The sequence below is a fragment of the Protofrankia coriariae genome (assembly GCF_001017755.1).
Classification (GTDB): Bacteria; Actinomycetota; Actinomycetes; order Frankiales; family Frankiaceae; genus Protofrankia; species Protofrankia coriariae.
The window spans coordinates 10,165-15,597 of sequence record NZ_JWIO01000033.1; the positions used below are offsets into that span (position 1 = coordinate 10,165).

Annotated in this window: 6 protein-coding genes (1 of these 6 only partly in view); 2 read left to right on the plus strand and 4 right to left on the minus strand. The window is 71.1% G+C overall.

The genetic code is table 11. From position 1 onward, the window contains the following. A partial coding sequence (locus FrCorBMG51_RS18045) for a hypothetical protein (protein WP_162233240.1) occupies positions 1–551 on the minus strand: 551 nt, incomplete at its 3' end. Between the two features lie 211 nt (positions 552–762). Between FrCorBMG51_RS18045 and FrCorBMG51_RS18050 the strand changes: the two genes are divergently transcribed. Next, positions 763–2,148, plus strand: a complete 1,386-nt coding sequence (locus FrCorBMG51_RS18050) for an oligosaccharide flippase family protein (RefSeq protein WP_157180560.1) — start codon at positions 763–765, stop codon at positions 2,146–2,148. Positions 2,149–2,287: 139 nt separating this feature from the next. On the opposite strand, the gene FrCorBMG51_RS25535 is transcribed toward FrCorBMG51_RS18050, so the two are convergent. The 3 genes from FrCorBMG51_RS25535 to FrCorBMG51_RS18070 form a co-directional block, all read right to left on the minus strand. Further along, on the minus strand, positions 2,288–3,502 hold the full coding sequence (locus tag FrCorBMG51_RS25535; RefSeq protein WP_052914803.1) for a glycosyltransferase family 2 protein: 1,215 nt from the start codon (positions 3,500–3,502) through the stop codon (positions 2,288–2,290). A gap of 1 nt (position 3,503) precedes the next feature. Continuing rightward, positions 3,504–4,307: a class I SAM-dependent methyltransferase gene (locus FrCorBMG51_RS18065; RefSeq protein WP_139342430.1), complete on the minus strand. Its 804-nt coding sequence runs from the start codon at positions 4,305–4,307 to the stop codon at positions 3,504–3,506. Between the two features lie 192 nt (positions 4,308–4,499). Further along, positions 4,500–4,994 (minus strand): hypothetical protein, encoded by a 495-nt coding sequence (locus FrCorBMG51_RS18070; protein ID WP_047224238.1) that lies wholly within the window; start codon positions 4,992–4,994, stop codon positions 4,500–4,502. Positions 4,995–5,086: 92 nt separating this feature from the next. Between FrCorBMG51_RS18070 and FrCorBMG51_RS18075 the strand changes: the two genes are divergently transcribed. Next, positions 5,087–5,433, plus strand: partial view of a winged helix-turn-helix transcriptional regulator gene (locus FrCorBMG51_RS18075; protein WP_047224239.1) — the 5' portion only. 172 nt of this gene lie beyond the right edge of the window; 347 of the gene's 519 nt are visible here — the first part of the coding sequence; it begins with the start codon at positions 5,087–5,089; its stop codon lies off the right edge, out of view.

Consider the following 5,433-nt stretch of genomic DNA (forward strand, 5'->3'; position numbering starts at 1 on the left):
CGGGAGCCGTACCCGCGGGCGAGTTCCGTTCCGACGACCGTTGTCGGCAGCCACCGCGCCAGCAGACGGTAGCCGCTGTCGAGCGCCCGGACCGGCACGAGCGCCGGCGCCCACCGGCGGCCGGGCAGGCGGCTGCGGAAGTACGCGGGGGTGTCCTGACGGACCCCGAGGACGACCCGTCTGCGCCGCAGGAGAGCAAGCGCGATCAGGACCATCGCGAACGGGTTCGGCCCGAGCACCCACACGACGTCCACCCGCGCCAGCCCCCGCCACATCCCGGTGACGGTGCCGGCCGCCGCGCGCGCCAGCGCGCCCAGCCGGCGCAGGCTGGCGTAGTACGGCAGCGCGACGAGTTCGGTGCCGGGCGGCAGGACGTGGTCCGCGGGCCGGTCCGCGCGGAGCGTGCGGCCGAAGAGGACCAGCCGGTCGAAGTGCTGCCCGACCGCGCAGGTGAAGAGGAGGAACGCCTGGTCGGCGGAGATCCGCGGACCGGCGGCGGTCCGCTCGAGCTGGAAGACGTCGTCGGAGTAGACGCCCAGACGGCCGTGCATGTTCGGTCATCCTGACCCGGCTCCCGGCAGCGGGCCAGTCGCGGCACGCCGGCCGCGGCGGAGACGGCGGCAGAGACGGCAACCGCAGGACCGCGAGCCGCTGGCCTGCCGTCCGCCGGGCTGGCGGGCCAGCGGGAGCGCGCGGGAGAACGCACGGCTGTAAGCGGATCGCGAGCGGCAAACAGCGGACGGTGAATATATGCTGCCCAGGATGGCCGCGCCTTGGTGGGGGGATGGTGACGGCGGCCCCCGGCATCCCAACTTCGTCTCGTCGGCGCTCGCGACCTGGGGCACACAGCTTGCGGTCGCTGTCCTCTCGCTCGCCAACGTCCTGGTCGTCGCGCGGTCGCTGGGTGCCACGGGCCGGGGCGACGTCGCCTTCCTCACGGTGATCGCCTACGTCGTCTCCCAGCTCTCCCTGCTGGGCGTGGAACAGGCGAACGTCAACTTCGCCTCGGCCGAGCCCGGGCTGCGACCGGCGCTGGCGACCAACTCGGTCCTGCTCGCCCTCCTGCTGGGGACGGTCGCCGCCGGTGCGGTCGGCGGTCTGATCGCGCTCTTCCCCCAGGTCGGCGGGCATTCGTCGGCCGGGTTGCGCTGGCTGGTACTCGCCTCGGTCCCAATGCTGATCCTGCAGGTCTATCTGCTGTTCCTGGCGCAGGCCGACTACGCCTTCGGGTTCGCGAACGCGGCGTACCTGCTCGCCCCGCTGGTGAACGTCAGCGTCAACGGTCTGCTCGCCGCGCTCGGCGCGCTCAGCGTCGGCGTCGCGGTCGCCGCCTGCATCGGCGGCCAGCTGCTGGGCACCGCGCTGATGGCCTGGTACGTGGGACGCCGCGCGGCCGGGTTCGGCCGTCCCGACCTGCGCCTGGCGCGACGGTCGCTCGGCTTCGGGATGAAGGCACACGCCGGGCAGACGATGCTGCTCGCCAACTACAAACTCGACCAGTGGCTGGTGGGCGCCATCGCCGGCGCCCACCAGCTGGGTGTCTACAGCGTGGCGGTCGCCTGGGCCGAGGCGCTGTTCTACCTGCCGACGGCGCTGGCCGCCGTGCAGCGGCCGGACCTGGTGCGTTCCAGCGGGGGTGATGCCGGCCAGGAGGCCGCGGCCGTGTTCCGGGTCGCGGTCCTGACCACGCTCCTGATCGGCGCCGGTCTGGTCCTTGCCGCGCCTTTTCTCTGCGTGACCGTCTTCGGTGTCGAGTTCCAGGACTCGGTCGTCCAGCTGCGTGTTCTGACGGCCGGCGCGTTCGGGGTCGTCGCGCTCAAGCTGCTGGGCAATGCGCTGACCGCGCGGGGGAAACCGCTGCTGGAGACCGCCGCGGTGGGCATCGCGTTCGTTGCCACGGTGGCGCTCGACATCGTGCTCATCCCCGGGCACGGCGGTGTCGGGGCGTCGGTCGCCTCGGTGCTGGCGTATTCGGCCGGTGGGATCGCGGTCGCGATCATCTTCGCGCGGGCGTTGGGGGCAAGTTGGGGCAGTCTTGTCCCGCGCTGGCATGACGCGCGTGTGCTCGGGCGCGTCGGCCTGCGCTTCTCGGCGCGGCTGGTGCCGTCCCGGGCGGCAACGGCGAACACGTTCCGCGGCGACGGGTAACCCGTTCTCCGCCTGCCGGAAAACCAGGGTGGGACGTCGCGGAAATCTGCCGCGTCCGCCCCGGTTTTCTGGTTTTCTGGACCCTGTCAGGATCTGCCGGGGCGGGACGCGGCGGATTTCGCTTCAGCCGTTTTTTGTCTCAGCCGGGTCGCCGTGGCCGGTCGAGAACTCCTCGCAGGGTACCGAGAGCGTAACCCGCGTGCAGCGCCCCGAAACAGGCCGTGACCCTGGCGGTCATCGCCGGAAATCCGTCCGGGCGGCCCCCGACGACGGTCGTGTCGGGAACGGGCCCGTCTCGGCGCGCGCGTCTGACCGCCATGGCCGCCGACAGCGACGCGGCGGCAGAATATGCCAGCACAGCAACGGCAAGGGCCGTCCGTGTCCCGGTGGCGTCGGCCGCCCGACGTGTTCTGGACGCGCAGGCCGACGCCCCCGCCAGCCCCACCAGCGCGAGCAGAAAGGACGCCGGCGCCAGATGCCGGGGCCGGAGCATGCCGTGGTGTGCCCGGCACACCCGTACTCGGGCACGGCCATATCGGTAGTACTGGCGGAACACGGCCCGCCAGGAGGGACGGGCCAGGTAGTGGAACCCGATCGAGGTGTCGAGCACTATTCGGTAACCGGCCCGCCGCAGCCGCCAGTTCAGCTCCTCGTCCTCGCCGTAGACCATGTCGGGGTCGAAAAGGCCGACGCGTTCGAGCGCCGCGCGCCGGTAGACCCCGCACTGGACGGTGTCGACGAACGCGTGTTCCGTCCGGCCCGCGTACCCGCTGTCCCCGACACCGAAGTGGGACGTGCGGGCGAGCGCGGCAGCCGCCCCGAAGCGGGTGTCACCGTGCTGCCGTGGCCGCCCGCCCACACAGGCGACGTCGGACGGGCCGTCCCGCAGCGCGGCGACGGCGCGGCGCAGGAAGTCACACTCCGGGTAGCCGTGCGCGTCCACCTTCGCGACCAGGTCGTTGGTGGAGAGCCTGATGGCGAGGTTCAACGCCGTGGGCAGGACGCGGCGCTGCCCGTCAGCGATCACTGTCAGGCGCTGGTCGGCGGCTGCCCGCTCGTCGGCGATCGCGACGGTGCGGTCCCGCGAGCCGCCGTCGACCAGCCAGATCCGCACCAGTTCCGCCGGGTAGTCCTGGGCCAGTACCGCGTCCAGGCAGCGGCCGACGTGGCGTTCCTCGTCATATGTCGAGATGACGACGTCCACCGTTTCCGCGCCTGTCGTCTCCCGGTCCGCCGCCTCCTGGCCGGTTGTTTCTCGTCCGGTTGTTTCTCGGCCCGTGCTGTTCTGGTCTGTGGTGTCGCGCTTACCGGCCGGCGGTGCGGCACCCGCCGTTCCCGTGTTCTCGGCCGTCATGTCAGGACGCCGGGTGACAGGCCGTGTCCGGCGCGCCGATCTCCTCGGGAGGCTCTTTCTCGGAACGCTCGTCCCCGGCGTGTTCCGCGCCGTTCCCGTGGTCGTTCCTGCGGGCGACACCGGTGATGATGTACCGCCAGTTCTGTGGTGTGACCCGTTCGCACAGAGCCCGGTCGACGGCGCCGAGCGCCCGTCGCTGCCGTTCGGAGCGGCCGAATCCGCCGAGTATCCCCAGCGTCGTGTAGTCGACCGTCCCGAACGCGGACAACAGCCCAACGGCCTCCGTGGCCGACAGATAACCGCATCCCTTCCGACCCCAGCCGAAGTGCGTGCGGAAGAAACCGTGGATCCGCGTCCCGGCCGCGTTCTCCGCGAACCACAGCTCGCCGCCCGGTTTCAGCGCCCGGTACATGTTCGCGATCGCCTTCCGTTGCGGGACGGGCCAACTGTCGCCGCCGGTGGTCATTCCCGGGAGCAGGGACTTGAAGGCGACGATGTCGAAGGCGGCCACGTACGGCATGTTCAGCACGTCGATCCGCTCGTAGGTGACCGCGTCGCCGATGCCGTACGCGGCGTGCAGCCGCCGGGCGGCCGGTGACGGTTCCTGAAGGCCGGAGCACACGACCTGGAATCCCTTCGTGGCCAGCCACAGCGAGAGACCACCGTGCGTCCCACCGAAACCGATTTCCAGAACGCTGGGGGTGGCCGCGGCCACCCTGCTGTGCTCCTCCCAGAAGGACAGGCACCTCGACCAGTTCGTCACGTCCCAACCGATGCTGTCACGGACGAGGCTTGCTCGGTTCATGTTCGCTCCCCTGCCCGCGCGCGTGCGTGAAGTAACCGGATCCGGCCCCTACCGTCGATATTCAGTTACAGAAAGTGATATTTGTGGCGGTCTGGTCTGTGGCTCGCCCGCGACCCGGACCTTGTCCGACAAATGATCACCGGTTTTGTCCCAGCGTGGGTTCGCGGAGCCGGCGGCTGGGTGGTCGGCCCGTTACGGCAGGCGGGCGTGTTCGGCGCGGCTGGCGGCGATGCGCGCGGCCGCGAGCGCGCGGGCCCGCCCGGCGTCGCCGGTGAGCCGGGCGAGGATCGTCGCGAGCGGCCTGATCTGCCCGTGCCCGCCCCAGCGGCCCTCCGGAATCTCGGTGGGGAACACCCAGACCCGGCCGGGATCGCGTGGCCAGGCGCCGTTCTCCGCGTCCAGGAGCGCCTCGGTGACCTCGGCGATGACGCCCGCGCGCGCCCGCTCGTCCAGCTGCCCCTCGGGTACGGACGGCACGACCTTGTAACGCGGCGCCTGCGCGGGCGCCCCGCCGACGTAGACGGCGGCCGGTCGGTGCACGAACACCCAGGAGACGGACCGGGTCACCGGATCGGCGGGGTCGAGTCCCTCATGGCGGATCAGGATCTCGGTGATCCGGTTCACCAGCGCCGCCTCGGCCTCGGGCTGGAGCGTGCTGTCAGGGATGTACACGTCGAGCATGGGCATGGTCTCGTCTCCTGACTTTATTTTGTCAACTCAGAGCGGACCATAGGGAAGCTGGATGGAGATTGTCAACTCAGGTGCGGTAGGATCCGCCCATGGGGGCGCGGCGGATCGACCCGGTGAACTGTTCGGTGGCGCGCGCCTTGGCGGTGGTGGGCGAGCGCTGGTCGCTGCTGATCGTCCGTGAGGCGCTGGACGGCGCACGCCGGTTCAGGGAGTTCCAGACCCGCCTTGGCATCGCCAGCAACCTGCTGGCCACCCGGCTCGACACCCTGGTGGCGGCAGGAGTGGTGCGGCGCGTCCCCTACCAGGAGCCCGGCGATCGGCAGCGCTTCGAGTACCAGCTCACCGAGCAGGGGCTGGATCTGCGACCCACACTGGTCGCGCTGCTGGAATGGGGCGACAAGTACCTCGCCGACCCGCGGGGGCCGTCGGACGTCGT